The sequence below is a fragment of the Tomitella biformata AHU 1821 genome (assembly GCF_000524475.1).
Lineage (GTDB): Bacteria > Actinomycetota > Actinomycetes > Mycobacteriales > Mycobacteriaceae > Tomitella > Tomitella biformata.
Genome location: NZ_BAVQ01000009.1, coordinates 58,790 through 84,394, shown reverse-complemented (window position 1 = coordinate 84,394; position 25,605 = coordinate 58,790). Strand labels below are relative to the sequence as shown.

At 65.8% G+C, this 25,605-nt stretch carries 25 protein-coding genes and 1 pseudogene; 14 read left to right on the top strand and 12 right to left on the bottom strand.

Annotated elements, in window-relative coordinates; genetic code table 11:
• Positions 1–246 precede the first annotated feature (246 nt).
• Positions 247–1,182: a helix-turn-helix domain-containing protein gene (locus tag TBIF_RS06130; RefSeq protein WP_024793969.1), complete on the top strand. Its 936-nt coding sequence runs from the start codon at positions 247–249 to the stop codon at positions 1,180–1,182.
• Positions 1,183–1,420: 238 nt separating this feature from the next.
• Here the strand turns inward: TBIF_RS06130 and TBIF_RS06125 are convergent, their stop codons facing one another.
• Positions 1,421–2,170, bottom strand: a complete 750-nt coding sequence (locus tag TBIF_RS06125) for an SDR family NAD(P)-dependent oxidoreductase (RefSeq protein WP_051461376.1) — start codon at positions 2,168–2,170, stop codon at positions 1,421–1,423.
• 641 nt (positions 2,171–2,811) lie between these two features.
• Entirely contained in the window at positions 2,812–3,918 is a 1,107-nt protein-coding gene (locus TBIF_RS06110) for an alkene reductase (protein ID WP_024793967.1), read from the bottom strand.
• A gap of 912 nt (positions 3,919–4,830) precedes the next feature.
• On the opposite strand from TBIF_RS06110, the gene TBIF_RS06105 reads away from it, so the two are divergent.
• The 9 genes and pseudogenes from TBIF_RS06105 (at position 4,831) to TBIF_RS22965 (ending at position 13,722) form a co-directional block, all read left to right on the top strand.
• The gene (locus tag TBIF_RS06105) at positions 4,831–6,252 is read left to right on the top strand and encodes a DUF1254 domain-containing protein (protein ID WP_024793966.1); all 1,422 of its coding nucleotides are present in this window, start codon (positions 4,831–4,833) and stop codon (positions 6,250–6,252) included.
• Positions 6,203–6,748 (top strand): annotated as a pseudogene (locus TBIF_RS26585) (alcohol dehydrogenase catalytic domain-containing protein); the annotation flags it as partial. The gene TBIF_RS06105 and the pseudogene TBIF_RS26585, both read left to right, overlap by 50 nt.
• Positions 6,749–7,411, top strand: coding sequence for a zinc-binding dehydrogenase (locus TBIF_RS26165; RefSeq protein ID WP_235174534.1), 663 nt, complete (start codon positions 6,749–6,751; stop codon positions 7,409–7,411).
• A 270-nt stretch (positions 7,412–7,681) separates the two neighbouring features.
• Positions 7,682–8,572: a cyclase family protein gene (locus tag TBIF_RS06095; protein ID WP_024793964.1), complete on the top strand. Its 891-nt coding sequence runs from the start codon at positions 7,682–7,684 to the stop codon at positions 8,570–8,572.
• Between the two features lie 31 nt (positions 8,573–8,603).
• Positions 8,604–9,071 (top strand): VOC family protein, encoded by a 468-nt coding sequence (locus tag TBIF_RS06090; protein ID WP_024793963.1) that lies wholly within the window; start codon positions 8,604–8,606, stop codon positions 9,069–9,071.
• Between the two features lie 121 nt (positions 9,072–9,192).
• Positions 9,193–11,034, top strand: a complete 1,842-nt coding sequence (locus TBIF_RS06085; protein WP_024793962.1) for a flavin-containing monooxygenase — start codon at positions 9,193–9,195, stop codon at positions 11,032–11,034.
• A gap of 95 nt (positions 11,035–11,129) precedes the next feature.
• A complete protein-coding gene (locus TBIF_RS06080) occupies positions 11,130–11,924 on the top strand; it encodes a hypothetical protein (RefSeq protein WP_148302175.1) in 795 nt (264 codons plus the stop codon).
• Entirely contained in the window at positions 11,921–12,862 is a 942-nt protein-coding gene (locus TBIF_RS06075; protein WP_235174532.1) for an NAD-dependent epimerase/dehydratase family protein, read from the top strand. Before TBIF_RS06080 ends, TBIF_RS06075 begins: the two co-directional genes overlap by 4 nt.
• On the top strand, positions 12,859–13,722 hold the full coding sequence (locus tag TBIF_RS22965) for an alpha/beta hydrolase fold domain-containing protein (RefSeq protein WP_024793959.1): 864 nt from the start codon (positions 12,859–12,861) through the stop codon (positions 13,720–13,722). Before TBIF_RS06075 ends, TBIF_RS22965 begins: the two co-directional genes overlap by 4 nt.
• 46 nt (positions 13,723–13,768) lie before the next feature.
• On the opposite strand, the gene TBIF_RS06065 is transcribed toward TBIF_RS22965, so the two are convergent.
• Both TBIF_RS06065 and TBIF_RS06060 read right to left on the bottom strand, forming a co-directional pair.
• On the bottom strand, positions 13,769–14,863 hold the full coding sequence (locus tag TBIF_RS06065; RefSeq protein ID WP_024793958.1) for a CaiB/BaiF CoA transferase family protein: 1,095 nt from the start codon (positions 14,861–14,863) through the stop codon (positions 13,769–13,771).
• Positions 14,864–14,893: 30 nt separating this feature from the next.
• The gene (locus TBIF_RS06060) at positions 14,894–15,862 is read right to left on the bottom strand and encodes an NADPH:quinone oxidoreductase family protein (RefSeq protein ID WP_024793957.1); all 969 of its coding nucleotides are present in this window, start codon (positions 15,860–15,862) and stop codon (positions 14,894–14,896) included.
• Positions 15,863–16,047: 185 nt separating this feature from the next.
• Between TBIF_RS06060 and dapA the strand changes: the two genes are divergently transcribed.
• The 3 genes from dapA to TBIF_RS06045 all read left to right on the top strand — a co-directional run bounded on the left by dapA (position 16,048) and on the right by TBIF_RS06045 (position 19,467).
• A complete protein-coding gene (gene dapA, locus TBIF_RS06055) occupies positions 16,048–16,938 on the top strand; it encodes a 4-hydroxy-tetrahydrodipicolinate synthase (protein WP_024793956.1) in 891 nt (296 codons plus the stop codon).
• Between the two features lie 148 nt (positions 16,939–17,086).
• On the top strand, positions 17,087–18,454 hold the full coding sequence (locus TBIF_RS06050) for a hemolysin family protein (RefSeq protein WP_024793955.1): 1,368 nt from the start codon (positions 17,087–17,089) through the stop codon (positions 18,452–18,454).
• Complete coding sequence (locus TBIF_RS06045) at positions 18,454–19,467, top strand: hemolysin family protein (protein ID WP_024793954.1); 1,014 nt, start codon at positions 18,454–18,456, stop codon at positions 19,465–19,467. Before TBIF_RS06050 ends, TBIF_RS06045 begins: the two co-directional genes overlap by 1 nt.
• A gap of 22 nt (positions 19,468–19,489) precedes the next feature.
• On the opposite strand, the gene TBIF_RS06040 is transcribed toward TBIF_RS06045, so the two are convergent.
• From TBIF_RS06040 to TBIF_RS06010, 7 genes are all read right to left on the bottom strand, one after another.
• Positions 19,490–20,032: an ATPase gene (locus TBIF_RS06040; protein ID WP_024793953.1), complete on the bottom strand. Its 543-nt coding sequence runs from the start codon at positions 20,030–20,032 to the stop codon at positions 19,490–19,492.
• A 16-nt stretch (positions 20,033–20,048) separates the two neighbouring features.
• The gene (locus TBIF_RS06035; RefSeq protein WP_024793952.1) at positions 20,049–20,438 is read right to left on the bottom strand and encodes a TA system antitoxin ParD family protein; all 390 of its coding nucleotides are present in this window, start codon (positions 20,436–20,438) and stop codon (positions 20,049–20,051) included.
• Between the two features lie 43 nt (positions 20,439–20,481).
• Positions 20,482–21,492, bottom strand: coding sequence for an LLM class flavin-dependent oxidoreductase (locus TBIF_RS06030; protein ID WP_024793951.1), 1,011 nt, complete (start codon positions 21,490–21,492; stop codon positions 20,482–20,484).
• A gap of 59 nt (positions 21,493–21,551) precedes the next feature.
• Positions 21,552–21,842, bottom strand: coding sequence for a DUF4287 domain-containing protein (locus TBIF_RS06025; protein ID WP_024793950.1), 291 nt, complete (start codon positions 21,840–21,842; stop codon positions 21,552–21,554).
• A 61-nt stretch (positions 21,843–21,903) separates the two neighbouring features.
• The gene (locus tag TBIF_RS06020; protein ID WP_024793949.1) at positions 21,904–22,269 is read right to left on the bottom strand and encodes a PLD nuclease N-terminal domain-containing protein; all 366 of its coding nucleotides are present in this window, start codon (positions 22,267–22,269) and stop codon (positions 21,904–21,906) included.
• A gap of 187 nt (positions 22,270–22,456) precedes the next feature.
• The gene (locus tag TBIF_RS06015; protein WP_024793948.1) at positions 22,457–23,641 is read right to left on the bottom strand and encodes a hypothetical protein; all 1,185 of its coding nucleotides are present in this window, start codon (positions 23,639–23,641) and stop codon (positions 22,457–22,459) included.
• A complete protein-coding gene (locus TBIF_RS06010; RefSeq protein ID WP_024793947.1) occupies positions 23,641–24,579 on the bottom strand; it encodes a metal-dependent hydrolase in 939 nt (312 codons plus the stop codon). The genes TBIF_RS06015 and TBIF_RS06010 overlap by 1 nt, the downstream gene beginning before the upstream one ends.
• Before the next feature lie 190 nt (positions 24,580–24,769).
• Here TBIF_RS06010 and TBIF_RS06005 point away from each other — a divergent pair, with 190 nt between their 5' ends.
• Positions 24,770–25,381, top strand: coding sequence for a TetR/AcrR family transcriptional regulator (locus TBIF_RS06005; RefSeq protein ID WP_024793946.1), 612 nt, complete (start codon positions 24,770–24,772; stop codon positions 25,379–25,381).
• Here the strand turns inward: TBIF_RS06005 and TBIF_RS24825 are convergent.
• Positions 25,378–25,605 (bottom strand): CDGSH iron-sulfur domain-containing protein, encoded by a 228-nt coding sequence (locus TBIF_RS24825; protein WP_084611566.1) that lies wholly within the window; start codon positions 25,603–25,605, stop codon positions 25,378–25,380. The genes TBIF_RS06005 and TBIF_RS24825 overlap by 4 nt on opposite strands.

The following is a 25,605-nucleotide window of genomic DNA, read 5'->3' as shown; positions in this document are numbered from 1 at the left end:
GGAGGGCGCTTGAGTGTTTCTGGAACCGGAGATAACCCGGGCATGGCGTTTTCGCTACTGACTGTGCGGCGATTTATTGAGGGCCTTCACTCTTGGGGGGTGAAGGCCGCAAGGTCCTTGATTCATCGACAACGCTGCGCAAAGGGTGCGGGCTGGCGATTACGGCAGCCCGCACAGTGGTCGAAATATAGACCGGTGCGGTAGGATGATTTGTGTCACGTTAGGGCATGGCCTTAGGATTCGTCAATGGTCAATCTTGGAACTGCAGGTTCCCTTAGTCGCGAGCAGGTATCGCCGCCCACCGCGCGCGTCGTGCGGGTGCTCGACTTTCTGGTGCGTAACCAGGGTCAACGCTTCGGTCTGTCGGAGTTGGCTCGGCGTTGTGAGATCAGCAAGCCCACCTGCCTTGGCATCGTCTTGGAGCTCACTGCATGTGGGTATCTGCTGCGAGACCCGCTCACGAAGGAGTACGGGCTCGGGCCGGCGTTGGTGGCCGCTGGCCGGGCAGCCCAGAAGGACTTCGCATTGGGGCCAGCCGTGCGGGAAGGGCTCGAAAGGCTCAGTGAGAGGTTCAATGCGCACTGTGCCGCCGCCGGTGCGATGGGCGACAAGATCATGATGCTTGAGGTCATCACGCCGCCCGGCGCGAGTGCGCGAGCCAGCGTCGGCGAGACCTATCACTTTGCTCCGCCGCTTGGATTGATGCTGATGCTCTGGCAACCTGCGGACGAACTTGATCAGTGGTTGAGACGGGAGCCCACCCTGACATCGGGGCTTGACCTAGATGGCCTGCGCACGATGGCCACCGAATGTCACAGCACTGGATATCTAGTCGAGAATCGCTCTCCGGTGGTGGAGCGTCTTCACCGATTGATGGCCAGCGTGGCATCGAATGATGTTCCCGACGAGATGCGCACGGTGGTCGCTGATCTGGTGTCTAGCCTAGGGGACCACATGTTCTTTGGCGGTGCGGTGCGAGACCGCGCCGAGTCGCATAATGTGAGTCTCATCGCGGCGCCGACATTTGACTCGGATACTCGGCAGTCGATGGTGTTGACCCTGAATGTCGGCGGGGAGATTACCACCGCGGAGCTCGCGCAGCGGGGCGCGGCGCTGCTCGAGGTCGCAGCCGAGGTCACGGCCGAAGTTGGTGGCCGCAATCCCTTCGCCGAAAGCGGATAGCCGCCTCGTTTCCCTGGGCGATTGACGCATCGCCGTTGGGCTCGTCGAACCAGGTTGGAGAGCCTTGCTGGGGCGGTGGTGGAAGCCGGCGATAGCCCTGGCGCTTATGCCCTGGCGGTTATGCCCTGTGAGGTCCGCCGATAGGGGAGGGGGTGGCTTGCGGGCCGTACTCGGCACCGGCGTGCAGAAATGAGGGTCATGGGAAAGATCGGCCGGACAGCCACACCCCCCGTGCAGTTCAGGTTCCTACAGCGGCGCGTCCTGCCGTTGCTCCTCCATCTACGACCAGATCATGACCGGTGACGTAATTGCCTTCGTCCGAGGCCAGGAATAGAATTCCGGCCGCCATCTGGGATGGATTCGCGGCGTATCCAATGGGCTGGATCTTATCCAGAATTCCGACAATGCCCTCCACGTCAGGCACCATGCCGGTGAGCATCGTCCCCGGCGAGATTGTGTTCACCCGCACGCCCTTGGGCGCAAGCTCGATGGCGCAGGCCTTAGACAGGGCCACCACTGCCGCCTTTGTGCCACTGTAGACAGCCATGCCGGCTGAGGGGGAACACCCGCCGTTCGACGCCGTGTTGACAATAACGCCGAACCCTTGCTCGGTCATCACCCGCCCTGCCGCCCGAGTGCCATAGAAAACTCCTGCGAAGTTAACGGTTACCATGCGATCGAAGTCTGCGTCTGTAGTCTCGATGACCGGTGTGGTGGCAATAACGCCGGCGTTATTGCACATCACATCAAGCCGCCCGTACTGGGCCACAGTGGCTGCGACGAGGGCATCGACTTCCTCCGGGTTTCCGACGTCGGTGCGGGCGAACTGAGCGCCGATGGCACTCGCCACAGCCTCCCCCGCTTCCCGGTTGGTGTCCGCAATTACGACACGGGCTCCTTCGGCGATCATTAATTCTGCCGTGGCGCGCCCTAAACCCGATGATGCGCCGGTAATTATGACGATCTTGTCCTGCATGCGGTTTGTCATGTATCGATCTTTCAAATAGAAACGACAATGGAATACACGCCCAGAGTCAGCAGCGTGAGCCTGGAACCCTCAGTCTTGCGCACCGCGGACCGCGGTTGTCAACGTTGGCGATCCGCATAGAGGGATTCGCTGCGAAGCTTCAGCGCCTCGGCGGTCTCGTCGAATGCGCGCTTCACCCAGGCGCCGCTTTCGGCCATGATCTCTTGCGCTTCCACGCCAGGGAAGGCATCCGTCGAATGGTAAGAGCACCGATCCTCAGAGATGGGCTCGATGATCTGATCGCGGCGGCCTGCGCAGATGTCTCGGTGGGCCGCAACTCCCACGACAGCAGACGCTCTGGCACGACGGCGCAGACATACTCGGTGTTGGGGAATGTGCCCGCGCCGCCGGTGTAGTCCGTCAGCGTCATCTCAACCGGCGCACCCATTTACAGGGTTGATCTCACCGCCACACAGAGGGGGTTCCAGAGCGGATAGCTATCGAGGTCGGTGACGATCTCCCCCACGAGACTCGCGGGAGCCTCGATCTCGACCGTAATGGATCGAACAAGGGTGGTTGGGTCATAATCCGGAAGAAGCGATTCAGACATGGTCATCCATTCGTGCGTGGTTGGACGTGATCGGATTCATGGAACGGGGGGGTCATACGGTCGCCGGATCGAACCTCGGGTAGTCTAGGTAGCCCTCCGCCCCAGCGCCGCCGTAGTACGAGTCCCGGTCAGGCGTTGTCTGGGGCCACCCGTTCTGCATACGTTCGACAAGATCGGGATTGGCAATGAATGGCTGCCCGAACGCGGCGAGATCGATCAAGCCCCTCTCGGTCAGGTCCCCTGCGAGGTCTCGGGTCATGCCGCCGGCGAGGATGATCGTCCCTCCGTACTCCGCCCGGAACGGAACGAGGAAATCGTCACCGACGATGCGATCTCCGCCGGGGAGTTGGTCGATGAGGTGCACATAGGCGAGGTCCCGTCGAGACAGCTCGGACGCTAGATACAGGTAGGTGTCGGCCGCTTCGGCGTAGGCGGGCATGTCGAACAGATCGCTGAATGGTGACAAGCGGATACCGACGCGGGTGGAACCGTTTACCTCGCTCACGCGGTCGACAGTCTCGAGGAGGAACCGGGCGCGATTCTGAATCGAACCACCATAGCGATCGGTTCTAGTGTTGGTCGAGGGGTTGAGGAACTGCTCGAATAGGTAGCCATTGGCCCCGTGCAGTTCCACCCCGTCGAAGCTCGCCTCTCTCGCGTTGGCCGCCCCGCGGACGAAGTCACGAGTCACGCGGCCCACCTCCTCGGTGGACAACGGCCGTGGCTCGGCCACATTGACGAAGCCGACGGTGCCCTCGTCGGTGAATGCGAAAGTCATACAGTCGTTGGCCGGAACCGCGCCAGCTCCGACAGGACGCTGCCGTTCGGGTTGGAGCGACTGGTGCGATAGTCGGCCGACGTGCCAGAGTTGGGCGAAAATGCGGCCCCCCACATCGTGCACAGCATCGGTCACCGTTTGCCAACCGGCAACCTGCTTACTCGACCAGATACCGGGAACATACGCATACCCTTGGGCTTCCGGGGAGATCGGCGTGCCCTCGGTGACAATCAATCCCGCGGTCGCGCGCTGGCGATAGTACTCCGCCGTATCCGCACCCGCGATAGTGTCGACGCAGCGCGCTCGGGTCATGGGAGCCATCACCACGCGATTCCTGAGAACAACGTCACCGAGTCGATAATTTTCGAATAGTCGGATCATTTCATACCTCTTCCTGAAGGGTTTCCCACGACTCTCGTAGCGAACTGAGGCGGCATCACGAGATGCTTCGGCGTTGCTGACAAGGAGGCGTGCCCACTTCCAGCGATCACGCCGAGACGATCCATCTGCCCGCAATCGCTTCGCGTAGTCGGGCCGCAGATAGGCATCGATGTCGCACGAAGTGCTTGGTTCAACCCAGCACGCACAGTGGCGTGCATCACTGTAGCCATAGGCTACTCTTGCGTCAATGGGCTGAGTTCGCCCATGTGGCATGCGCACGTGGGGAGGTTCACGGGGCTGCGGGCTCGCCCCGACCGTCATGGGCCCCGCAGTGCGTCGGGGAAGCGCAGGGAGCCGCCATCTTCGCGCCCGAGGGCCCGCTATGTGTTGTGGCTCATCAAGATCGGCCGCGGCCGGCGTCGCGCGACCTCGGTCGCGAGGGGCTCCATTGGCTTCACTTCGGCACCAGGTCTATGGGGTGGAGTCCGGATTGCCGAGTGAGGCTGTACAGGTGGAAGGGTCGCCGGCTCTTCTTTCCGGCCGGCGGTGCGGGCTCGAGGTGCGGCCTGTTCGCGGGCGGAGGCTCTGGTGATTGACCTCACGTGGCCTCGACGGTAGCCTTCAGATCACGATATTTGACCAATGCGGTCGAATAGTCGACCGATCAGATGGGTGGGGGATTCGGGTGCGCCCCGCGACGAGAGATTCGGTTGCGAACGCGGATGCAAGCCAGGTCTGCAGTCGGCGGCGCCACTGTGCCCGGTCCCGCTATCGATCTGGTGATCACTGAGCGGGTCGGGGGAGACCGTTGTAGCTGTCCCATCCGACGCCCTACCTTCGCCACGCGAATAGATGAAGCCTTACTACGTGGTGCGGCAACCATGGCCGCAAGAGCCCAGAGGAGTTACCGCTATGAAACCGATGATCGACCCGACACTGACCCCGGATGACCTCGCCCGACTGACAACGGAAGCATTCGACTGGGGAATCAGTCTCGTCGGCTTCTACGAACTGCGGCACCTGTACGCCGGCATGGAGGGGCAACCCGCCTACCGGGGGATCAATCGAGTGCAGCCGACGCTAGATCTGTTCGACGCGAAGGTGCGCTATGCGACGACGGTCAATGCCTCAACTCTGTATTCCGGCGGGATGTTCGATGTGTCGGACGGGCCGGCGGTGCTCGAGACCCCCGCGGTGAATGACGGACGTTACTGGAGTGTGCAGGCTCTCGACCCTCACGTCGACTGGTTCTTCATGGCCGGATCGCAATTCACCGGAAATAGCGCCCAAAAATATGTGATCGTTGGTCCGCGGTGGCGAGGATCTCTCCCGGACGGATTCACGGGGACCGAGATCGTGCGGGCGCCGTCCGACACTTTCTCGTTGACGGTGCGGGTGGCGGTGACGACGCGCACCGCCGAGGACATGGCAGGGGCGCGGGCGGCGGTCTGCGGCGTGCGCGCATCCCCGTTGGCGTTGTGGCTGGAAAACGGTGGCCGGGTGCCAGATTTGGAAGATCAGCCCATTGTCAAGGGGGGCTACGCCTCATTCGCGCGGATGGACGCGATCACGGATATCGGCAAGTCGATGACCGGCGTCGACTATCTTCAACTGCTCTCCTTGGTCTTGGTTGATCCGACGATGACGCTGCGGCGCGACTCCATGAAGGAGTGCGGCACAATCGAGAGACTCGCTGACCTGGGTCTACGTGACGGGGTCGACTTCGAACCCGAGCGGCTCACTGATGTTCAGCGAGGGGCCATCGAGCGTGGGTTCTCCCAGGCCCGCATCGCATCGCGGGATGCGTTCGACAAGACGCAGATCGACATGAACGGCTGGCGGCTTCAGTCGAGCCTGTTCTACGACGATTTGGATTACCGATCCAAGGCCGGGGCGAACGACGTCGCCTGGGGCACGCCTGTGCCGTACCAGTCCCACACCATCGGATATCTATTTGAGGACAGTGACGGCCGGCCGTTCGACGGCGCGGATTCCTACACGATCACCCTCGACGTGAACAACTTGCCGCCCGTCACGGAGTTCTGGGAAATTCCCGTGTATGACGTCCAGGGCTACTTCATCGACAATCCTGAGAATCGCTACAGCGTAACGAGTTATCTGTCTGATGCTGGTTTGTACCACACGGACGAAGGGCAGCTGACCTTCTACTTGCAGGCTGAGCGCCCAAAGGACGCCAACCTGGCCCGGAACTGGCTACCGGTATCCACGGACGGTGGATTCCAGCTCGCCGCGAGGTTCTATGGTCCGCTCTCGCCGTTGATCGATGGCTCGTATCCGATGCCGCCGGCGGTTCGGACCTCCCAACCGGCATGAGATCGCTGTCAGCAACAAGACCCCCGGCCTTCCTTGTCGCCGCAGTCGCCTTCCACCGTGCGGCGGAAGGCGATCGGAAGACCGAAAGGACATTCGCATGCTGGAAATGATGTCGGCCTATCAGCTTAGGCAGTGGGGCAAGGCTCCGCAGATCGTCGAGGTGCCCGTTCCGGAACCTGGACCGGGTGAGGTCGTGGTGAGGGTGGCGGGATGTGGCTTGTGCCATTCGGACCTCGGTTTGATGGAGATGCCGCGAGAGGTCGGCGAGTCTCTCGGTTTGCAGATGCCTTTCACTCTCGGTCACGAGACTGCGGGGTGGGTCGCGGCGCTGGGGTCCGGTGTGACGGGGTTTAGGGAGGGAGATCCGGTCGCGCTCGTCTCACCGGCGTCTTGCGGACACTGCTGGCAATGCGCGCGCGGAGAGGACATCTCGTGCCCCAGCGGCCGAGTCGGGCGCGGCTACGGCCGAGACGGCGGCCTCGCAGAGTTTGTGCGGGTGACCAGCACACGTGGTTTGGTCGGGCTCGGAAGCCTCGACCCGAGCAGTGCGGGTCCGCTGACGGATGCGGGCGCGACGGCATTCCATGCGGTCCGCCGGGCGTTGCCACGAATTACTCCCGGCGGGGTCGTGGTGGTGATCGGCGCAGGTGGGCTGGGCTCGTTCGCGGTGCAGTACCTGCGGCTGCTCACCTCTGCGAGGGTCGTCGTCATCGATACCAGTGAGGCGAGGCGGGAGTTCGCGCGTGAACTCGGAGCGCATGACACGCTCATGGTGGCGGGTGATGTGACCGCGGCGCAGATCCGGGTGATGAGCGATGACGGACGCGGCGCCGATGTGGTCCTCGACTTTGTCGGTGTTGACGAGACGATTTCGGCCGGCGTGGCTGCCACCCGCGAGGGCGGCGCTTTCGGGCTGGTTGGCGCTGCTGGCGGCAGGCTCGAACGGTCCTGGTTCGGCGGACTCCCGCAAGACGGTGAGGTGTTCTCCTTCCAGGGGTCGACAATCGCGGACGCTCACTCCGTGATCGAGTTAGCCCAGTCCGGGGTGATCCGCAACGAGGTGGAGAAGTTCCCGTTCGGCGAGGTCGCAGAGGCATACCGACGCCTCGACAAGGGAGTTCTGCGTGGGCGTGCCGTGGTGGTTTTCGACAACCATTAGCGATCAGTGAAGGCCGCGACGCGGACCGGACGTTGTCGAGTTCCCGGTCCTGGACATGCTGGGCCGAGGGCGGTTCGCGCAGAGGTGGGCCGCGCCAAATCGACGCTATTGACGCATGCGTGGCCGGTGGCTACAGTGAGTCCAATCACAAAGCTGATGGATTGTGCAGTGCCGCAAGAAGCTCCGCATTCGCACTCGAACTTCGGCGCCTTCGAGATCCGCATGGCAGCCATCCCTCGCTACTAAGAATCTGATGTTTAGGAGTCAACGTTGAGCACACGCAAGTCAAATTGGGGTCGTTGGGGCGAGTCGGATGAATTGGGCGCGCTCAATCTCCTCACCCCGGAGCGGGTGCTCGCCGCACTCCGCCTGCCGAAGACCGGCAAGACCTACAGCCTCAGCATTCCGATCCAGCGGTCGGGCGTGCCCAACCTCGAGTACCGCGGAATTCCGCAGCGCCTGACCTTGACCAATCACGAGGACGAGGCGATGGCCCGCGCCAACGGCGGCGCTCCGGGTGTCGGTGCCAACGAGGATCAGCTCATCATGCCGTCGCACACCTCGACGCACATGGACGCGCTGTGCCACGTGTACGCAGACAACAAGATCTACAACGGATACCCGGCCGATCAAGTCACGCCGTACTCGGGCGCGGCCAAGTGCAGCATCGACAAGGTTGGCGGCATCGCCGGCCGTGGTGTCCTCATCGACGTCGCGGCATCGAAGGGCGTCGACCTGCTGGATCCGGGCTACGTCATCACCGTGGCTGATCTGCAAACGGCACTCGATGGTCAGGGCGTCGAACTGCAGACGGGAGATCTGGTGCTCATCCGCACGGGATGGCTCGAGGACTACATGGCAAACCAGGGCGAGATCATGCCGCAGCCGGGCATCGGTCTCGAAGCGGCCTCCTTCCTCGCTGAGAAGGACGTGGCGCTGGTCGGCTCGGACAACGCGGCCATCGAGCCGATCCCGTTCGACCAGAACGTGTATCTCGGCGGACACATCATCCTGCTCGTCGAGAACGGCATCCACCTGGTCGAGAACATGAACCTGGCAGAGCTGGCGGCCGACAAGTGCTACGAGTTTTTGCTGACAATCGGCGCACTGAAGATTACCGGCGGCACCGCGAGCCCGGTCACTCCCGTCGCCGTCGGTTGACCGTGCCCACCTCGAACAACAAGGACTCCAGATGACTAAGAACATTGAATCGGCCGCGCACGAGTACCGCACCTCCCACGTCGGGCTGTGCGTCTCCGACCTCGCGAAGAGCCTTCGCTTCTACTGCGACGGACTGGGCTTCGTCAAGCTCATGGAATACGACGTCGACGAGCAAATTCCTGAGGTCGATGCGCCGTGCAGCCTCTCCTCGACCTTCCTGGAGAAGGACGGTATGCGCATCGAGTTGCTCGCTTACCGGCAGCCCGGCGTGATCGGCACCCCGCCCACCCGACGCAACCATCTGGGAATGACCCACCTGTCGTTCTTCTCCGAAGACATCGACGCCGCGGCGGAGGCGCTCTGCGGTTACGGCGGCGTGCTGGTGCCGGACACCCGCGTGGGTACGGATGACCCGACCGCGCCGCAGTTCGTGTTCGTGGCCGACCCCGACGGCAACCGCGTGGAGATCATGCACATCCCGGCCGGCACGCCGTGGTGACCGCGCCTGGCCACGGTCGGATTCTCGCCGTCACTCAATCAATCGTTGAACGCAGCACGGTGACGGATCCCCTCCGCAGCCGGAAGGCTCCTGCCGATGCAGTGACAAACAAAGGACATTCATGACCGCCCCAGAAAAGACTGCACGCGATCCGCACCTCTGGGCACCGCAGCGCAAGGTGGAAGACCTGGACTGGTTCCGGGAGAAGTACGCGGCCGAGCGTGACAAGCGCCTGCCCAACACCGGTGCCGACACATTCCAGGCGATCGATTTCGAAGGCAAGTTCGCATCGTTCGACGCCGACCCGCATGCGAGTCCTCGCACCGTGCCGCCGGTGACCGCGGATCTCGACATGCTCGTCATCGGCGCTGGCTTCATGGGCATCAGTGCGGGCATCGAGCTGAAGAAGGCCGGTGTCACCAACTTCAAGATCCTTGACGTCGCCGCAGACTTCGGTGGCACCTGGTACTGGAACCGATACCCGGGCGTGCGCTGTGACGTCGAGTCGTACGTATATCTGCCGTATCTGGAGGAGACCGGATATATCCCGACGGAGCGGTACACCCGCGGCAGCGAGATCTTCGCGTACTGCCAGTCGCTGGGTGAGCAGTTTGGCCTGTACGACCACGCACTGTTCCAGACGCGGGTCACCGACATGGAGTGGGACGAGGACACCGCGCGGTGGATGGTTCGGACGGATGGCGGCGACCTGTTTCGCGCACGTTTTGTCTCGACGCAGAGTGGTCAGTTCAGCCGCCCGCAGTTGCCCTCCATTCCGGGGATCGAGAAGTTCACCGGTCACAGTTTCCACACGAGCCGCTGGGACTACGAGTACACGGGCGGCGACAGCGCCGGGGACCTGGACAAGCTGCGTGACAAGCGCGTGGCCGTCATCGGAACCGGCGCCACTGGTGTGCAGGCCATTCCGCAACTCGCCGAGTACGCGAAATCGTTGGTCGTCTTCCAGCGCACGCCCACTCAGATCGCACCCCGCGAGAACGCGCCGACTGACATCGAATGGTTCAAGTCTCTGCCTGCAGGTTGGCACGGTGTGCGCCGCGCATCCTTCGATAAATGTGCGATGGACCGCGCCACCGCCGACTGCGATATCGACGACGGCTGGATCAAGTTCGCGAAGTACCAGCTCGGTGCGATCTACGAGGCCGGCGGTGCGGAGCCGACCCTCGAGCAGTTCATGGATGCGATGGAGCGTTCGGACTACGAGTGGAACGAGATGCTGCGAGACCGCGTCGACTCGATCGTGACTGACCCGGCCAAGGCCGAGAGGTTGAAGAGCTACTACCGCACCATGTGCAAGCGGCCGGGCTTCAGCGACGACTTCCTGCCCGCCTTCAACAAGGAGTCCGTCGACGTCGTTGATACCGCCACCACGCCGGTCGACCGGATCACGGAGAAGGGCATCGTCGTGGGCGACCACGAGTACGAAGTCGACCTCATCGTCTATGCGACCGGCTTCCAGCAGGGGCGTACCTGGACCGACAAAGCGGGCTATGACGTGACGGGCTGCAACGGCAACCGACTGTCGAAGAAATTCGCCGACGGCGCCAGCACCTACCACGGCTTCCTCAGCGAGGACTTCCCGAATCTGTTCTTCCTCGGATTCCTCCAGTCGACACAGGTGTCGAACATCGCGAACCTCATCGACCACCAGGCCAGGCACATGGTCTACATGGTCGAGAAGTCCCTCACCGACGGCATCCGGACCATCGAGCCGACCCCCGAGGCAGAAGCCGGATGGAACCAGACCATTCTCGAGCACGCGGAGATGCGACGGGACTGGAACATGACATGCACCCCGGGTCAGTACAACAATGAGGGCCGCCTCGACGATAAGCGCAGCACTCTGGTGGGCGGCCTCTACGGACCCGGATACGAGTACTTCGATCTGCTCCGCCAGTGGCGCGAGGACGACAAGCTCGACGGCATCGCAGTGACCCGCTGAGTCGCCGGCCGTAGTTCGCAAGAATTCCGTGGCCTGTGGGCAGCCGATGCCAAGGGCCGCCCACATGGCCATGCCAAAATACGAAGGAGATAGTAATGACATTGACTCCAGTGAGACTCGGCCAGGCACTGTTCACCCTGGTAGATCCGACGCGCGGTCACGAGGTCGCATACAACCGCTGGTACGAGCGCGACCACCGTTACTCGGGTTGCATGGTCGGTCCCGGCTGGTTCGCCGGTAGCCGCTGGGTCGCGCCGAAGCGGCTCAAGGACCTGCGTTTCCCGGCGACCGGACCGGTCGCGACCAAGACTGAGGACGGCTCGTACCTCGCGATCTACTGGGTGCACGAGCCGGAGATGGAAGAAGCAGAGGGCTGGGCCCGCACCCAGGTCGGCGAGCTGTACGCAGCCGGCCGCGGTTTCCCCGAGCGTGAGCACGTGCACACCGCCCAGTACCTGCCGGACTCGACGGTCTCGGCTCAAGAGGACGGTGTGCCCCTCGAGCTCGCACACGATCACAACTACCGCGGCCTCGTCACCGTGATGATCGAGCCGGCGGAGGGCTTCGACCGCGCCGCCGCAATCCAGGCCATCGATGGCGGACCGGTCAAGACGCTGCTCGGCACCGGTGCCGTCGACCTGGTGAGCAGCTGGCGGATGAAGCCCTGGCCCGCCGATCACAACGTGCCGATGAAGATGGGCAACGACGGCGGAACCACCGAGCGCATCCTGCAGATGTGCTTTCTTGAAGGCGACCCCGTGGAGAGCTGGCAGCACATCGTCGACTACGCCGCAAACATCGAGAGCTCGGGTGCCGGACGAGTCACCTTCGCCTCGCCGTTCATCCCGACCGAGATCGGCACGGACAAATACACAGACGAACTGTGGTGACTTCCGTGTTGAGCGGCGAGAAGATCCTGGTCACCGGGGCTACGGGGCAGATTGCCTTCCCAATCGCCAGCATGCTCGCTGCCGAGAACGAAGTGTGGGGATTAGCGCGGTTCAGCCGACCAGACGATCGGCAGCGGATGATCGAGGCGGGGATCACCCCGGTGACCTGCAACCTCGGTGACGGCGACTTCACCGGTGTCCCGACCGACTTCACATACGTTGTGCATCTGGCGGCGAATCTGGCTCCGGGGTGGGACTACGACGCCGCGATCCGCGACAACGCGGAGGGCACCGGGCTCCTCCTTCAGCACTGCCGATCGGCCAAGGGTGCCCTCGTGATGTCGACCCATTCGGTCTATCGGCCGCAGGACGACCCCATGTACATGTTCACGGAGGAGTCGCCGCTCGGGGAGTGCAACAGCACGCATACCCCGACCTACTCGATCTCGAAGATCAGCCAGGAGGCCACCGCACGGCTCGCCGCACGAGCCTTCGACGTCCCGGTCACGATCGCTCGGATGAACGCCTCGTACGGACCCAACGGCGGATTGCCCGCCATGCACATCGATGCCCTCGCAGAGGGGCGGTCGATCACCACCCGCTGGGATCCGTGCATGTACAGTCCGATCTACGAAGACGACATAAACCTGCAGGTCAGCGCGCTTCTCGGTGCTGCGTCCGTGCCAGCCACCATCGTTAACTGGGGCGGCGACGAAGCAGTCAGCGTCCAGGAGTGGGCGGCATATGCCAGCGAGCTGATGGGCATCGATGCGACCGTCGAGGTGGTCCCGATCGAGGGGACGTTGCGGGGCTCGATTGCGGACACAAGTCGGCGTGCAGCCATCACCGGACCATGCACGGTGGACTGGCGCGAAGGCATCCGCCGGACAATCGCAGTCCGCCATCCGGACAAGCTCGTCCAGATCGCGCACTCGTGAGCACCACCTCGGCACTGCACCAGTCGCTGCCCGCCGAGCGGGCGGGCGCACCGGCGAGCCCGGAGCTCCGCGAACGCCGCGCGAAGTTCGCTGCGACCGAGCTCGATCCCGCACTGGGAGTCACGGCGGGCGATGCGGATTTCGCGGGTGTGCCGTGCCGGACCCTCCGCGCAGGAGACCAGGCCACCGTTCTCTACCTGCACGGGGGCGGATATCGGATGGGCAGTCCGGAGGCGTACAACGCCCATGCCGCGGCGCTGGCCGCGGGTGCCGCGGCGACGGTCGTCGTGCCGCGGTATCGGCTCGCGCCGGAGAACCCGTTCCCGGCCGGACTGCGCGATGCCCTCAAGGTCTACGAGGAGCTCGCGTCCGCGACGGACGGGCCGATCGTCGTCGCCGGAGATTCGGCGGGCGCCGGCCTCGCCGCCGCGGTGGTCGTCGCCGTGGGCAATAGCGACGTTCGCACACCCGACGGGCTGATGCTGCTGTCTCCGTGGCTCGACCTGCACTGCTCGTCGCCGTTCTACGAGACCGCGACCGACGTCTTCTTCCCGCTGGCAAGCGCGGAGTCGGCGCGGGACGACTATCTGCAGGGCGCTTCCGCGGCCGATCCATTGGTCTCGCCGCTGCTGGCCGACCACACCGGCTTTCCGCCCACGTTGATCCAGGTCGGCGGCAACGAGGCGCTGGTGGGGGACGGTCTCAGCCTGACTCGGGCGCTCGCGACCGCGAACATCACCTGCACACTGGAGGTGATTGCGGATCAAGGGCACACGTGGCCACTGATCTACCCCGACCACGGCGTCTCCGTCGCTGCCATCGAGTCTTGCGTCCGGTTCGTCCGGTCGATCGGAGTCTAAAGGGCGTCTAAAGGGCGTCGACACCCCGGACTCCCACGTTGAGCGCTTACGCCCCCAGCCAGTCCACCAGCACCGCGTCGGTGTCCGCGCCGGGCTTGCGCGCGCCGGAGGGCTGAGAGGGGGTCGTGCGGGAGAACCGCGGGGCCGGGGCGGACTGCACGATGCCGTCGGCCTCGACGAGGGAACCGCGATGGACGAGGTGCGGGTGCTTCGCGGCCTCCGCGGGGGTCAGGACGGGAGCGACGCAGGCGTCGGTGTCCACGAAGATCGCCGCCCACTCGTCGCGGGTGCGGCTTGCGAACGCCTCGGTGAACCGCGCGCGTAGCACCGGCCAGCCGGCTGAATCCATCTGCGCGGGAAGCGATTCCGGATCGATACCCAAGCCCTCGAGAAGCAGTGCGTAGAACTGCGGCTCGAGCGCGCCCACCGCCACGAAGCCGCCGTCGGCGCACTCGTAGGTGTCATAGAACGGCCTCGAGCCGTCGAGCAGGTTGGTGGCGCGGTCATCGCTCCACTCCCCGCTCCCGCGCAGCGACCAGATCATCTGCGCCAGAACAGAAGTGCCGTCGACGATGGCCGCGTCGATCACCTGGCCCTTGCCGGAGCGCTCCCGCTCGTACAGCGCGGAGACGATGCCCAGGATCAGGAACATCGAGCCGCCGCCGAAGTCCCCCACGAGATTCAGCGGGACCGTGGGCTTTTCAGCCGGGCCGATGGTGTGCAGAATGCCGGTCAGGGCGAGGTAGGTGATGTCGTGACCGGCGCGCTGGGCCAGCGGGCCGTCCTGCCCCCAGCCGGTCATGCGCGCGTAGATCAACCGGTCATTGAGCTGCGCGCAGTCGTCGGGCCCGAAACCCAGTCGCTCGGTGACGCCGGGGCGGAAGCCCTCGACCAGCACATCGGCCTTCGCGATCAGGGACCGGACGGTCTCGCGGCCGGCCTCGGTCTTGAGGTCCGCGGTGACGGAGCGCCGTCCGCGCAGAAGTTGGTCCTGCTCGGGGGAGCCGATCTGCAGTCCGCCGGAGGGGCGTTCGACGCGGACGACGTCCGCGCCCAGATCCGCCAGCAGCATCGCGGCGTGGGGCCCGGGGCCGAGTCCCGCGAGCTCGAGAACTTTAACGCCGTGTAGTGGGCCTGCCATTTCAGAGACCTCCTAGAGAGAGTTGATAGGTCATACGAGGGCTAGCGCGACCTTGCCGGTGGCGGTGCGATCGCGCAGCGACGCGAGGGCGTCGGCGGCGCGGGACAACGGGTACAGCGTCGGCTCGGGGACTGTCAGCGTGCCCGATTCGAGCAATGGGTAGAGCGACTCCCATTGCCGGGCAAGGTATCCGGGGTTCGTCCGCAGGTACTCTCCCCAGCCCGCGCCGAGGACCGAGGTGTTGCCCAACAGCAGGCGGTTGACCTTGACGGTGGGGATCTCGCCGCCGGTGAATCCCAGCACTACGAGCCGCCCGTTGGGGGCCAGGCTGCGCAGGCTGTCGGTGAATCGGTCCCCACCCACGGGGTCGAGGATGATGTCGACGCCGCGGCCGCCGGTGAGCTGGCGCACCTGGTCCTTCCAGCCGTCGAGGAGGACGACGTGTGTGGCCCCGGACGCTGCGGCGACGGCGGCCTTCTCGGGGGTGCTGACCACGGCGATGGTCTCGAGGCCGAGGGCGGCGGCGACGTGCAGTGCCGCGATGCCGACTCCACCGGCCGCGCCGTGCACCAGCACCGTCTCGCCGGCCCGGTACCGCGCGCGCTCGTCGAGGGCGAAGTGCACGGTCAGATAGTTGACGAGGAAACCGGATCCGGCGGTGAGGGAGACGGCGTCAGGCAGGGGGAAGACGTCTGCCGGCTCCACTGCCACCGTCTGCTGCCAAGAGCCCCCGGCCGTGGTCAGCACAGCGACGCGGTCGCCGCGGTTCAGGCCGGAGTCGGCTGGCGCGTGCCGGACGATGCCTGCGCCCTCGAGACCCAACACGCACGGCAGCTCGCGCGCCATCTGGTAGCTGCCGGTGGTCTGCAGCAGGTCGGGGAAGCACACCCCGGCGGCGTGCAGGTCGACGAGCACCTGTGTGGGATCGCTGGGTTCGGTGATCTCGACGAGGCCCACCCCGTCGGGCCCGGATAGCTCTGTCAGTTGGATTGCCTGCATACGTGCTCCTAGTCCCGGCCGCGGCCAGCAATGCTTGACTCCGGCGATTACCTAGCGATCGTTAGGTAGGACCATACGGCGGGAGGTCGGTGATGGCAATCACGGGAAGGGCGCCCGACGGCGCGCGCTGAGATCGGGTGACCGCCTTCTGCGGTATCGCGGCTGGCCCGACTATCCTGTGCACCATGGCGGACACACTTTTTGGGCGGATGATCACTGCGATGGTCACGCCGATGCGCGATGACGGCTCCATCGACTTCGACGGGCTCCAGCGCCTCGCGGTGCACCTGGCCGATCATGGCCATGACGGGCTACTCGTCAACGGCACAACGGGCGAGTCCCCCACCACCACCGACGGGGAGGACTACGACTGCGTGCAGGCCGTCGTCGAGGCCGTCGGCGACCGCGTCAAGGTGATGGCCGGCTGCGGCACCAACGACACCGAGCACTCAGCCCGCGCGGCGCGGGAGATGGTGGCCCGCGGCGCGGACTCGCTGTTGGTGGTCACCCCGTACTACAACAAGCCGCCCCAGGACTGCATCCTCGAGCACATCCGCATGGTCGCCGAGGCCGGCGGGGACACCCCCGTGATGCTCTACGACATCCCCGGCCGCACCGGCACCGCGCTGGCCACGGACACGATTCGCCGTGCCGCCGAGATCGAGCAGGTCAAGGCCGTCAAGGACGCCAAGGGCGACTTCTTCGAGGCGGCCCGGCTCATGGCCGAGACGGACCTGCTGTGGTTCTCCGGCGACGACGTCGTCAACCTCGCGCACCTCGCGCAGGGGGCCGCGGGCGTGGTCTCGGTGGTCGGGCATGTGGCGGGCGAGAAGTACGCGGAGATGATCGCGTGTGTCGACCGCGGCGACCTGGCCCGGGCCCGGGAGATCAACGCGCAGGTCATCCCAGTCGTCGACGCGATCATGCACGTCTCGCAGGGCGCGATCCAGGCGAAGGCCGCGATGAAGATGCTCGGCGTGATCGAGTCCGACCACCTCCGTATGCCGCTGCGGCAGGGCCCGCCGGAGCACCAGGAGATTCTGCGGACGGCCCTACAGGCGGCTGGCCTGCTCTAATCGGACCGCGGGAACTTTTCCCGGTCGCCGTGCGTAAAGACAATTGAGCGACCGACCCGCGGTCGCCCCACCCACTCAGAGGAGCAATGGACAGCCATAGATTCAGGCCGGATATCACCTGTGCCCAGCGCGAGGCGGTATCCGGCCGATGATGTTGTTCCTCACCCTGCTGCTCGGCGTGCTCGCGGTCCTGCTGATCACCGCCATCACCGGGTACTTCGTGGCCCAAGAGTTCGCGTTCATGGCCGTCGACCGCTCCCGCCTGAAGGCCCAGGCCGAGGCTGGGGACGCGGGCGCCGAGCGTGCCCTCGCCGTCACCCGCAGGACCTCCTTCATGCTCTCGGGCGCCCAGCTCGGGATCACCGTGACTGGGCTGCTGGTCGGCTATGTCGCGGAGCCGCTGATCGGTGTCTCGATCGGCACGGTATTCGGCGACATCGGCCTGGGCGCGGCCGTCGGCCTGGCCATCGGCACGGTGGTCGCGCTGGTGTTCTCCACGCTGGTGCAGATGCTGTTCGGGGAGTTGTTTCCCAAGAACCTCGCGATCGCGCGGCCCGAGCCGGTGGCCCGCGCACTCGCCCGGTCCACCACGATCTACCTGCGGCTGTTCGGCTGGCTGATCTGGTTCTTCGATCAGGCGTCGAACCTGCTGCTGCGGGCACTGCGGATCGAGCCGGTCCACGACGTCGAGCACTCGGCAACGGCCCGGGACCTCGAGCACATCGTGTCCGCGTCGCGCCAGGCCGGTGACCTCCCCACGGAGCTCTCCCACGTCCTCGACCGGATCCTGGACTTCCCCACCCGCCCCGTAGAGCACGCGACGATCCCCCGCACCAGGGTGGACACCGTGGCCGCCACAGATTCCCTCGAGAAGGTGCGGGCGCTGATGGGGACCGGGCACTCGCGCTACCCCGTGCTCGGCGGGGACCCCGACGACATTGTGGGCGTCGTGCATCTACATGACGTGCTGGCCCTGGAGCCGCCGTACGCAGGCACAGCCGCGGACATCGCGCGGCCGGCCCTGCTGCTGCCCGCCTCGCTCCCGCTGCCCCGCGCGCTCGCCGAGCTCACCGAGTCGAAGAGCAAGCTCGCCTGCGTCGTCGACGAGTACGGCGGCTTCGCCGGGATCCTCACCGTCGAGGACATCGCGGAGGAGCTCGTCGGCGAGATCGAGGACGAGCACGATCCGGATGCCCCCGAGCGGCCGCCCGACGCGGATGGCTCCTGGCGCTTCGACGGCGGACTGAACATCGATGAGGTCGAGCGGGTGATCGGCCGCGACCTGCCGGAGGGGGACTACGAGACCCTCGCCGGCCTGGCCATCGCCTACCACCGCGACCTGCCCGAGGTGGGCGCCCGCATCCGCGTCCCCCTCGATCCCGGCCCCGCCAGCCTGTTGGTGGACGGGTCGCCGGAGAGAGTCCTGGTCATCGAGGTCCTCGGCATCGACCGCCATGTGCCATCCGAACTGCGGCTGAGACTGGCCGAATCCAAGACTGAGGAGGACGCGCGCTGATGTCCAACCCCTGGATAGTCCTGGCCCTGACCGTGGTCCTTATCGCGGCCAGCGCGTTCTTCGTGGCGGTGGAGTTCGCCCTTATCTCCGCCAAGCGGCACCGGCTCGAGGACGCAGCCGCCACCAGCAAGTCTGCCCGCGCAGCCCTGCGCAGCGCGTCGGAGCTGACGGTCCTACTTGCGGGCTCGCAGCTCGGTATCACCGTGTGCACCCTGGCGCTCGGCGCGATCACCAAGCCGGCCGTGCACCATTGGCTGACCCCCGTCTTCAACACCGCGGGCCTGCCGCTGTGGGGCGCGGACATCGCGGGATTCGTCCTCGCGTTGATCATCGTGACGTTCCTGCACCTGGTGATCGGCGAGATGGCCCCGAAGTCCTGGGCCATCGCGCACCCCGAGCGCTCGGCCACCATGCTGGCGATTCCTATGCGGGGGTTCATGTGGTGCACGCGCCCGCTGCTGCGGGTGCTCAACAACATGGCGAACTGGCTGCTGCTCAAGGTGGGCGTGGATCCCGCGGACCAGGTCGGGGGCGGGCAGGACGCCGCGGCGCTGTGGCACCTCGTCGAGCACTCGGCGGACGTCGGGGCGCTCGATGCCGCCTACTCCGCCCAGCTCAGCGGGGCGCTGGAGATGCAGACGGTGACCGTGGGCGCGCTGCTGCGCCGCGACCAGGAGATCACGGTGGTCGCCTCTGCCTCGACGCCGGCGCAGATCCGCGTGGCGTCCATGCGCACCGGCCACCTGCGGATCCTGGTGCTCGACGACGGCGTCGCCCGCGGCGTCGTCCACGTGCGGGACACCCTCCTCGCCGCGGAAGGAGACACTGCGGCCGAGCTGATGCGGCCGGTCCTCGAGCTCGGCGTGTCCACCCCCGCGCACGAGGCACTCGCCGCGATGCGGGAGAGCCGCACGCACCTGGCGGTGGTGGTGGAGGAGGGCGCGATCGCCGGCGTCATCACGCTGGCCGACGTGCTGGCGCGGCTGTTCGAGGCGGAGGGCAGCGCCGCTTGAGCGATGGACAGCCGTGTGGAGCTCAGCCGATGGTGGGCCACCGCGCGGCAAGCGCCTCGGGGGACCAGGCTGGCCAGGCTGGCGCACCGACGCTGAATCCGCCGCTCATCCGCGCCACCACCCTTGGCCCACGCAGCGAGCTGTTGTCGTAGACCGTCGCGGTGTCGGCTAGGTCGATCGCGGTGGCCACGAGCTTCCAATACCCGCCGGCGTGCACCCGCCACGCGACGCGCTCGACGGCCAGGTCCTCGGGGATCAGCACCACATGGAGGTGGACCTCGTAACCGGCTGCGAGGGCATCGGCGACGAGGTCCAACTTGGACGGGTGGGAGAACTCGGTCTCCGCGATGAACGACCGGCCGAGTTCGATGAGCCGGCTACGGGTGGCCGTCGCGACCCGGGCCGCATCGTAGGAGTGGTGCACGGGATCGTGGGGCCAGCGCTCTTTGGCGATCTCGTCCGCGTTGACGAACACGCTTCGGGGGAGCAGCGGCCCCAGGGTTATCTGGACAAACGTGGACTTTCCCGCGCCGTTGGAGCCGACGATGAGGTCGAGTCGCTTCATACGGTGGAGTGGCTGCTCAGCCGCGCGCGTCGCGGATGGTGACGGCTCCGCCGGGGCGGCGCTCGACCATATTGCCGTCATCGTCCAAGCTGACGGTGGTGACGCCCTGCTCGGCCAAGATCGCGCCATAGTCAGTGTCCGCCAGTCTGCTGTCGATGGCTGCGCTGACCTCGGCATTGAACACGACCCCCTCGTCGGAGGTCAGCTCGTCCAGCCCCAAAGCTCCGGCCAAGGCCGCCTCTACGCGGCTGCGTGCCGCGGACTCGTGGCTGGACACGGCACGGCCGACTCGGATCCAATGGTCGAGTTGCTGCTTCGCGGATCGGCTTTGGCGTTTGCCCTCTGCAGCGGCGCTGTCGAAAAGCTCGCGGTCGACTCGGGTGGGGCGGTCAGTGGCGCTCGGCATGGATTCTGTCCCTTCACGCGGCGGTAGGGTCCGTAGCACAATGCTACAGCCCAAACGCCTCCGCCAGCAGCGTGTGCGAGTGTTGCCGGTCCACGGGGTCGGCGATCAGGTTCTGCACCATCACCTCGTCGGCTCCACTCTCCTCGACCATCTGCTCCAACGTGGCCCGGACCTGACCGGGGTCGCCGGCCACGAACTGCGGCCACTGGCCGTTGACGATGCTGGTGGGCTGGTCCCGCTCGGCCTGCGTCAACTCGCTGGCCGCCACGTCGGCGGCGGGCACGAGGGTGCCGGTGTCGCCCCGGTATAGCCGCGCGTAATAGGCCTTGGGTGAGCCGACGAGGCGCTGCGCGTCGGTGGCGGTGTCTCCGACGGTGACGTTGACGGCCAGGATCGCCCGCGGTTGCTGCAAGCCGAACTCTTGGGGCCGGAATTGCTGGCGATAGTTCCGCAGGGCGGACGCCGCGCCGGGTGGGTTGATGAACCCGGCGAAGGTGTAGCCGATGCCCAGGCCCGCGGCCAGGTTCGATCCGCTGGGACTGGACCCGAGCAGCCAGGTTTGCGGCACCTCGGGCACCGACGGCAGCACCCGCGACGTGGCGAACGGGTGCTCGTCGGGGAAGCCGCCGTGCAGCCAGGCCAGGGTCTCGGCGACCTGCTGGGTGTGGTCGGGCTGGGCCGGGTGCTGGCGGTCGCGCTGCAGCGCCATGTCGATGACCGGCCCGGCGGTGGCGCGGCCCATCCCGAGGTCGACGCGGCCGGGGAACATCGCCTCGAGCTGCTTGAACATCTCGGCGACTTTGAAGGGACTGTAGTGGTTCATCAACACCGCGCCGGAGCCGACGCGGATCCGAGAGGTCAGGGCCCCGACGGCTGCGATGAGCAGCTCCGGGTGGTGCGAGGCGCCCATGGCGCTCACGTGGTGCTCGGCGAACCAGATCCGATGGAACCCCAACTCCTCGACGTGCCGAGCCAGCTGAATCGAGTCGGCCAGGGCCTGCTTCTCGTCTGTGCCCGGGGCAACGACCCCCAGGTCCACTACTGACAACCGCATTGGTAGGCCTCTCATCGGGTGCGCGAAGGCCGCAGGCACGCGTGCCGCAGCATGCGACGTTATGCGGGTTTGCTGTTCTTTCCGTCTAGCCAGAGCTCAGTGGACTCGTCACGGTGGCTACCCGCGGAGCCGACGTGCTTGTCGCTGATCGTCGGTCCGTTCTTGACAATGTGGACCACCGCCATCGCGTGACCGCGACCGAGGCCGTAATCCTCCTTGAGCCAGTCGATTATCGCGCCCGCCTTGACCGGCGGTTTGTCGAGCCCGCGGTCGTGCGCCAGCGCGAGAAGCTGTCGCGGCGTCAGGCCGGTCTTGTCCTCGATGGTGTCGAGGTACGCCTGGAAGGACAATGTTGCCTCACCCTCTGTGCTCGGGAACAGCTTCGGCTGCTCGAATATAGCGGGTTTGCGGTCAGCCCTCGGCCCGGCGCCGATCGCGCTCGATGCGCCGCTGCTCCTCGGCGCGGGCCCGACACTGGCGCAGGAACTCCGCGTCTGCCTCGGGGGTCTGGGCGACGTAGCGGCCGGGTTTGGTCTCGTACTCGGGGAATGGGGAATTTCGGCGCGCCGCACCACCACCGGTGCCGCCGCCCCACACTGGGCCGCGGACGGGCCGGCCCAGGAACAACCAGGCCAACGACCCGACGAGCGGCACCAGGAGCACGGCGATCACCCATACGGCCTTCGGCAGGTGGCGGATGCCGCCGTCGTCCGCGGTGATCGCGTCGATCAGGGAGAACAGCCACAGGGCCATGATCAGCAGGCCGAGATACGGCATAGGTGCTCCCAATACGATCGGTGGATTGTGCTGGTCAGCACCATACCCAACCGCGGGTGGCGGCACGGGGTTCACGAGGTGGGGTCGGAACCATCCTCGGCGCCCTGCTGAACGGCCTCGGCAGCATTATCTGCGTCATAGGACTGCCCCCGGCCAAATGGCCGGGGGCAGTTCGCGCTTGAGGCTCTTAGGTTGTGCGCACGGACTCCTGCTCGTCCTCGGGCGCGACAGCCGCCGGGGCCGGGGCCACCTGCGGGACCGTGTACGTCGCGACGATCACCAGGATGCCCACCGCGAAGCAGCCCAGCGTGTACCAGAGGCTGCCGGTGGGATCGCCGTTGGCGGTGACGCCGTCGACGGCCCCGAAGTAGTCGGGCAGCGCGGTCGCCCACAGCAGAGCCAGGACGGCGAGGTAGAAGATCGCGAAGTAGCGGATGGGCTTGTTGATGTACCCGCTGCCTTGATTTCCGGGGCCAGAGCCCTCAGCGCGGAGCCGCGACCACTGCCGGTACAGCACCACGATGGCGACCACCGACAAGATCGCCAGCTCGGCCCCGTAGACGAAGCCGCGGCGCGTGTCGCTGCCGATCCCCAGGACCGTCGCCGGAATCGGCAGGATGAACACGCCGACCGAGGCGGTGAGGCCGACCATGATGGTGCGCCACACGATGCCGATCCCCGTGTACTTCTTGCCCGCGTCCACATGCCGGCCCACGAAATACTGCACGCAGAACGCCAGCGACATCGGCCACAGCGCGGCGAACACGGCGACGCTGGGGAAGGGGACGGAGTCAAAGAACGGCTGGTTGATGGGGTTGTCGAGAGACCACTCCCACCAGCGCAGTTGCGGGCCGAGCTGGTCGAAGATCTCATAGAACGCGTGGTGGACAAAGCCGACGCAGGCCGCGCCGATCAGCGCGCCGCCGAATCCGCTGTAGCGGCGGAAGGCCCCGAGCATCCGGACCAGCTCGAAGGCCATCGTGGCCATCAGCGGATAGATGGCGATGATGTAGAGCGGGAGCCGGCCCCACATGAAGTCCACGGTGAACACGTTGTGGGCGAACATGGTGTCCACGTGCTGTTCGATGCCGAAGGCGGCGGGGAAGTACAGGGGCGGCTCGATGATGAATAGGAAGGCGCAGGCCCCGAACCACAGCACGATGTTCGTGGGGTCGCGGTCTCGGCGCAGGCGCACGATCGCGAGCACCAGCGCGAGGATCGAGCCGAGGATGATCGTGTACTCGAGGACCGGGAGCGTCCAGTTCTCCAGCGCCGTCGGGCTGCGGAACTCCATCATGCCGCCGGCTTCCTCGCAGGAGAAGCCCATCCGGACAGCGAGGTCGGAGAAGGTGGGGGAGCAGAGGTTAGACATCAGCTCTTCCCCCCGTTGGCGCTGGCGGAGGCGGTGTACCAGCGCGTGACGTCGTAGCCGTCGTCATAACGCTGGAACCAGTCCCCGGCGAGCGCGGGCAGGTTCTCGTGGTCGGGGTTATGGCCAGGCATCTGGCTGCGGACGACGCCGGCCAACGCGGTGAGCTGCTCGCCGAGTTTAAGGCCGTCGAACGCCCGGGGCGAGGTGCCGTTGTAGGTGTAGGTGCGCCCCGGCAGCCACTTGTTGAGCTTCTGCTTGGCGCGGTAGCGGGCGAACATCGACATCGCGTCGACCTGCCGCTCCTCGAGGGGGACGTGGTCGTTGAAGCCCTCGCAGGCGATCATGATGACCTTCAGGACGTGGTTGAAGATCGACGGGGCCATCTGCATCCGGTAGAACTCGCTGTCCACCACCTCGTTGAAGATCTTCAGGCCGGAGCTGCGATGCTCCACCTCCTCCACGAAGTGCCAGATGAACAGCGACGCGACGCGGTCATCGCCCGGCTGGAACAGGGTGGCCTCGTTGTCGAGCATCAGCTTGAACACCGGGGTGAAGGTGGCCTCGAGGTCGGCGGTATACGCCAGCCGGTAGTTGAGCGAGGTCTCGGCGGAGAGTCGGTCGAATTCCCCGACCACCTCGTCGAGCGTCTCCTGCAGGCCGGGATAGCTCGTGATCAGGCCCCGCACGTGCTGGCGGTGCGCGGCCGAGTGCTGGCCCTCCTGGCGCATGAACGCGTCCGCCTCCTCGGCGATCGCGGGGTCGGTGATCGTGGGGATGACCTCGCGCATCAGCGACAGGATCATCTTCTCGAAGCCGATGGCCAGGAAAGAGACGGCGTTGGACATGCTCGACCACGCCGGATTCGCCTCGTTCCACAGGAACGGGACGTGGTGGTCCGCAAATGCGAAGTTCATCTTTCGGATCTGTAGGTCGGTCACTGCGCGGTACCTCGTGATTCGAGAAGTGGGCTGGTCAGATGGCCCCGCACTGGTGATTCGAAGCCGTGGACACTGACCATACACAATGACGCAAGGTTGTATGATCACTTTCGTCTCTGTGCTACCTTCGGGCCTTGATACCGATGGACGCTCAGTCGATCGACACCGATTCGAGTCGAGGACGCGGGCATTGGCACGAAGGCGCGGGTGGGGCGGTAGCCCCCCGGAGAACGACGAGGATGCGGCGCAGCGGATAGTCGACGCGGCGGTCGAGCTGATCGGGCGCACGGGCACCGCGATCAGCATCGCCGACGTCGCCGAGACCCTCGGCGTGATCCGGCAGACGGTCTACCGGTACTTCCCCAAGGCGGATGACCTCATGCGGGCCGCCGCGATCGCTTCGGTCGACGGCTTCCTCGACCGGCTGGCAGAGCGGGTGCGCGGGCTCGCGGATCCCGCGGAGGCGATGACCGAGGGCGTGATCTTCACCCTCGCCGACGTGCGCCGCACCCCTCACCTGGGAATCCTGCTCACCGGCGACCACCCGAGCCTGAACCGCGACGGCCTCACCTCCGCCGAGGCGAGGGGGTTCGGCCTGACGATGATCCGGCGCTTCGACGTGGACTGGGAGCGGCACGGCTACGACGACGCGGCGCTCGAGGGACTCGTGGAATACGTGCTGCGCACGATGCAGTCCTTCTTCTTGTCCCCCGGCAGCCCGCCGCGCACCGACGACGAGCTGCGGGCCTACCTGCGGCGTTGGCTGGGGACGGCGATCCAAGCGCAGCCGCCGAGGCTCTAGGTCGAGCTCTGTCGACGCCGCCTCTTCTTGTGCGTACCGTCGCAGAAGGGGGCTATCGAGGTCCCCCGGCAGCGGCACAGGGCGATGGTGGGACGTTCCTTCTTGATCGGATTCCCGTCGGCGTCGATTAAGGTCACAGGTCCGCGCACAAGCAGTGGCCCGTCCGGGCACACTGTGATGGTGACGTCATCATTGTCGCTTTGAGGGTTGGAAACGGAGTTCAT

Coding starts and splice junctions, on each gene's coding strand:
- TBIF_RS06105 (WP_024793966.1), top strand. CDS start 4,831: ATGAAACCGATGATCGACCCGACACTGACCCCGGATGACCTCGCCCGA.
- TBIF_RS06050 (WP_024793955.1), top strand. CDS start 17,087: ATGATGTTGTTCCTCACCCTGCTGCTCGGCGTGCTCGCGGTCCTGCTG.
- TBIF_RS06110 (WP_024793967.1), bottom strand. CDS start 3,918: ATGATCCGACTATTCGAAAATTATCGACTCGGTGACGTTGTTCTCAGG.
- TBIF_RS06030 (WP_024793951.1), bottom strand. CDS start 21,492: ATGCGGTTGTCAGTAGTGGACCTGGGGGTCGTTGCCCCGGGCACAGAC.
- TBIF_RS06080 (WP_148302175.1), top strand. CDS start 11,130: ATGACATTGACTCCAGTGAGACTCGGCCAGGCACTGTTCACCCTGGTA.
- TBIF_RS06040 (WP_024793953.1), bottom strand. CDS start 20,032: ATGAAGCGACTCGACCTCATCGTCGGCTCCAACGGCGCGGGAAAGTCC.
- TBIF_RS06060 (WP_024793957.1), bottom strand. CDS start 15,862: ATGCAGGCAATCCAACTGACAGAGCTATCCGGGCCCGACGGGGTGGGC.
- TBIF_RS06125 (WP_051461376.1), bottom strand. CDS start 2,170: ATGACAAACCGCATGCAGGACAAGATCGTCATAATTACCGGCGCATCA.
- TBIF_RS06015 (WP_024793948.1), bottom strand. CDS start 23,641: ATGTCTAACCTCTGCTCCCCCACCTTCTCCGACCTCGCTGTCCGGATG.
- TBIF_RS06085 (WP_024793962.1), top strand. CDS start 9,193: ATGACCGCCCCAGAAAAGACTGCACGCGATCCGCACCTCTGGGCACCG.
- TBIF_RS06020 (WP_024793949.1), bottom strand. CDS start 22,269: ATGCCGTATCTCGGCCTGCTGATCATGGCCCTGTGGCTGTTCTCCCTG.
- TBIF_RS06035 (WP_024793952.1), bottom strand. CDS start 20,438: ATGCCGAGCGCCACTGACCGCCCCACCCGAGTCGACCGCGAGCTTTTC.
- TBIF_RS06045 (WP_024793954.1), top strand. CDS start 18,454: ATGTCCAACCCCTGGATAGTCCTGGCCCTGACCGTGGTCCTTATCGCG.
- TBIF_RS06090 (WP_024793963.1), top strand. CDS start 8,604: ATGACTAAGAACATTGAATCGGCCGCGCACGAGTACCGCACCTCCCAC.
- TBIF_RS06130 (WP_024793969.1), top strand. CDS start 247: ATGGTCAATCTTGGAACTGCAGGTTCCCTTAGTCGCGAGCAGGTATCG.
- dapA (WP_024793956.1), top strand. CDS start 16,048: ATGGCGGACACACTTTTTGGGCGGATGATCACTGCGATGGTCACGCCG.
- TBIF_RS24825 (WP_084611566.1), bottom strand. CDS start 25,605: ATGAACTCCGTTTCCAACCCTCAAAGCGACAATGATGACGTCACCATC.
- TBIF_RS06065 (WP_024793958.1), bottom strand. CDS start 14,863: ATGGCAGGCCCACTACACGGCGTTAAAGTTCTCGAGCTCGCGGGACTC.